Origin of the sequence: Mycobacterium sp. (assembly GCF_049802695.1) — a bacterium.
Lineage (GTDB): Bacteria > Actinomycetota > Actinomycetes > Mycobacteriales > Mycobacteriaceae > Mycobacterium.
Map to the genome: position 1 here is coordinate 1 of NZ_JBARMY010000070.1, position 3,257 is coordinate 3,257.

4 protein-coding genes are annotated in these 3,257 nt (G+C 65.6%); all 4 read right to left on the minus strand.

Annotation, left to right across the window (positions count from 1 at the left end; genetic code table 11):
* On the minus strand, positions 1-701 hold a 701-nt coding region (gene coaE, locus WA317_RS02590), incomplete at its 3' end, for a dephospho-CoA kinase (RefSeq protein ID WP_425171552.1).
* Between the two features lie 12 nt (positions 702-713).
* Entirely contained in the window at positions 714-2,156 is a 1,443-nt protein-coding gene (rpsA, locus tag WA317_RS02595) for a 30S ribosomal protein S1 (RefSeq protein WP_425171553.1), read from the minus strand.
* Between the two features lie 155 nt (positions 2,157-2,311).
* Positions 2,312-2,758, minus strand: a complete 447-nt coding sequence (locus WA317_RS02600; RefSeq protein WP_425171554.1) for a DMT family transporter — start codon at positions 2,756-2,758, stop codon at positions 2,312-2,314.
* A gap of 155 nt (positions 2,759-2,913) precedes the next feature.
* Positions 2,914-3,257, minus strand: a 344-nt coding sequence (locus WA317_RS02605; RefSeq protein WP_425171555.1) for a DNA polymerase, incomplete at its 5' end; no start/stop codon positions are given.

A 3,257-nucleotide genomic window follows, 5' to 3' on the forward strand; every position in this document is an offset into this window, starting at 1 on the left:
GACCCGATTCGGGCGACGATTCGTTGCGCCTGGTCCGGCCAGGTCGGGTCGGCCGGCACCAGCCGGGCTGCGGGACGCGCGACCTGCCGGGCGGTGAGGTTGCGCGCGAACGCGCTGATCCGGTGATTCCAGACGTCAGTGGCCCGTTCCGCCAACGACTCCCGGGTGCTTGAGTTGTCCAGCCAGACGTCGGCCACAGCGCGGCGCTGATCTTCGCCGGCCTGGGCGGCGATCCGGGCCCGGGCATCGGATTCGGGCATACCGCGTTGCTCGACCAGCCGTCGCACCCGCACTTCGGCGTCGGCATGCACGACGACCACCAACGGGAACAGCGGCGCCATTCCCGACTCAACCAGCAGCGGGATGTCTTCCACCACCACCGCATCCGCGGGCACCGACGCGATGATCTCTTCGCGCCGCTTACCCACCAGCGGATGAACGATGCCGTTGAGGGTGTTGCGGGCCTCGTCGTCGCCCGCAAAGGCTTTGGCCGCCAGGGCCGGTCGATTCAACGCACCGTCCGACGACAGGATGTCGTCGCCGAACGCCTCGACCAGCGCGGCCAGGCCGTCGGTGCCCGGCTCGACCACTTCGCGGGCGATGACGTCGGCGTCGACGACAACGCCGCCGCATCGTTCGAATATCGCGGTCACCGCCGACTTACCGGCGCCGATGCCACCGGTCAGCCCGATACGGAGCATTCCGCCGTGCCGTCAGGCGCTGCCGGCGAGCTTCTCCCGCAGGGCGGCGAGTTGGGCGTCACTCGCCAGCGATCCGCCCTTGGACTCCTCCGCCGGTGCGCCGTTGCCCCCGGACCGGCCGGTGTCGGCACCGGCCGCTTCGGCAGCGGCGAACTTCTCCATCTGCGCGGTGTGCATCTTGTGCCGGCGCTCGGCCTCGGCGTAGCGGGCCTCCCACTCCTGGCGCTGTTGGTCGAAACCCTCAAGCCACTCGTTGGTTTCGGCGTCGAAGCCCTCCGGGAAGATGTAGTTGCCCTGGTCGTCGTAGCTGTCGGCCATGCCGTACTTCGCCGGGTCGAACTCGTCGGTGTAGTCCTCGTTGGCCTGCTTCAGCGACAGCGAGATACGGCGGCGCTCCAGGTCGATGTCGATGACCTTGACCATCGCGTCGTCACCGACGGCAACGACCTGGTCAGGCACCTCGACGTGCCGCTCAGCCAGCTCGGAGATGTGCACCAGACCTTCGATGCCCTCCTCGACCCGCACGAACGCACCGAATGGCACCAGCTTGGTGACCTTGCCCGGCACGATCTGGCCGATGGCGTGGGTGCGGGCGAAGTGCCGCCAGGGGTCTTCTTGAGTCGCTTTGAGCGACAACGAGACCCGCTCGCGGTCCATGTCGACGTCGAGCACCTCGACGGTGACCTCGTCGCCCACCTGAACCACCTCGGAGGGGTGGTCGATGTGCTTCCATGACAGCTCGGAGACGTGCACCAGGCCGTCGACACCGCCGAGGTCGACGAACGCGCCGAAGTTAACGATCGAGGACACCACGCCCTTGCGGATGGCGCCCTTCTGCAGCTGATTCAGGAATTCGCTGCGCACCTCAGACTGAGTCTGCTCCAGCCAGGCCCGGCGCGACAGCACCACGTTGTTGCGGTTCTTGTCCAGCTCGATGATCTTGGCTTCGATCTCCTTGCCGATGTAGGGCTGTAAGTCACGGACCCGTCGCATCTCCACCAGCGAAGCCGGCAGGAAGCCGCGCAGACCGATGTCGAGGATCAGGCCGCCTTTGACGACCTCGATGACGGTGCCCTTGACGGCCTCGTCCTTCTCCTTGAGCGCCTCGATCGTGCCCCAGGCGCGCGCGTATTGCGCGCGCTTCTTGGACAGGATGAGCCGGCCTTCTTTGTCCTCTTTGGTGAGAACCAGGGCCTCGACCTCGTCACCGACGGACACCACCTCGTGGGGGTCGACGTCGTGCTTGATGGAGAGTTCGCGGGAGGGGATGACCCCTTCGGTCTTATAGCCGATATCGAGCAGGACCTCGTCCCGGTCAACCTTGACGATGGTCCCTTCGACGATGTCGCCATCGTTGAAGTATTTGATGGTCTTGTCGATGGCGGCGAGAAAATCCTCGGACGAGCCGATGTCGTTGACGGCTACTTGCGGCGAGGTGACGGTGGGACTCGGCATATTGTTGGGTTGCTCCGGACAGATTGGGTCGTAGGGACAGCTGGACTGGGTTGGATTGCCCGGCTACTCCTCATCGCGCTGCGCGCTCTGCATCGTCGCCGAACTACCCGTCGAGGCTACTCGACTGTGCACATGCTGGCCAAACCCGGCACGAGTTAAAACTTGGCGATTAAGGCAACCCCGCAGACCAGGAGCACGCCGCCGACGGCCCGCCACGGCGTGATCGGATGAGTCTCGACACGCAGCCAGCCGAAGTGGTCGATGACCAGAGACGTGAGCAGCGCCGCCGAGACCGTGAGACCGATAAAGGTTCCGGCCCCGACCCGGTGCACGAGCGTCAGGCCGGCATATACCTGAACCGCTCCGACCAGACCGCCGATCACCGCCCACCACGGCATCGAGGCGGCGTCCTGCGGGCTGGGCAGCGGTCGGGGCCGCGCCAGGAACGCCACGACGAAGAAAATTGCCACCACCGCGGCCGATATCGCCGAAGCCAGCCACGGATTGATCATGTGCTTGTAGAGCTGGTTGTTCATGGCGGCGCCACAGGTCTGAAGTGCGCCGCCAACAATGATGAACGGAACCATCCAGCTAACATTCATGACACTCCTCGGCCATTAGAAGTTGTCGCGCGGTTGAGCGCTGAACAGCTGGAGGGGGGTCACAACGACGACGGCGCAACCCCCGGGACATGATGATGACGGAGCCGTACCCGTCAACTGGCCAAAGTATGTCTGCCTCGTCTGCGAGCGCGACCCTAATGAGCCGCTGAATCCCAGCTGCGGCCGTAGCCCAGCGACACCTCCAGGGGCACATCGAGCGGGTACGCGCCGCACATCTGGTCCCGCACCAGCGCCTCGAGCTGCTGCCGCTCCCCCACAGCCACCTCGAAGAGCAATTCGTCGTGCACCTGCAGCAGCATTCGCGACTTCAGTCCGGCGCGCGAAAGCGCTTTGTCGACCTCGATCATGGCGACCTTGATGATGTCGGCGGCGCTGCCCTGGATCGGAGCATTGAGTGCTGCCCGCTCCGCGGCTTCGCGCACCTGGCGGTTGCTGCTGTCCAGCTCGGGCAGGTAGCGCCGCCGGCCCAGCACCGTCG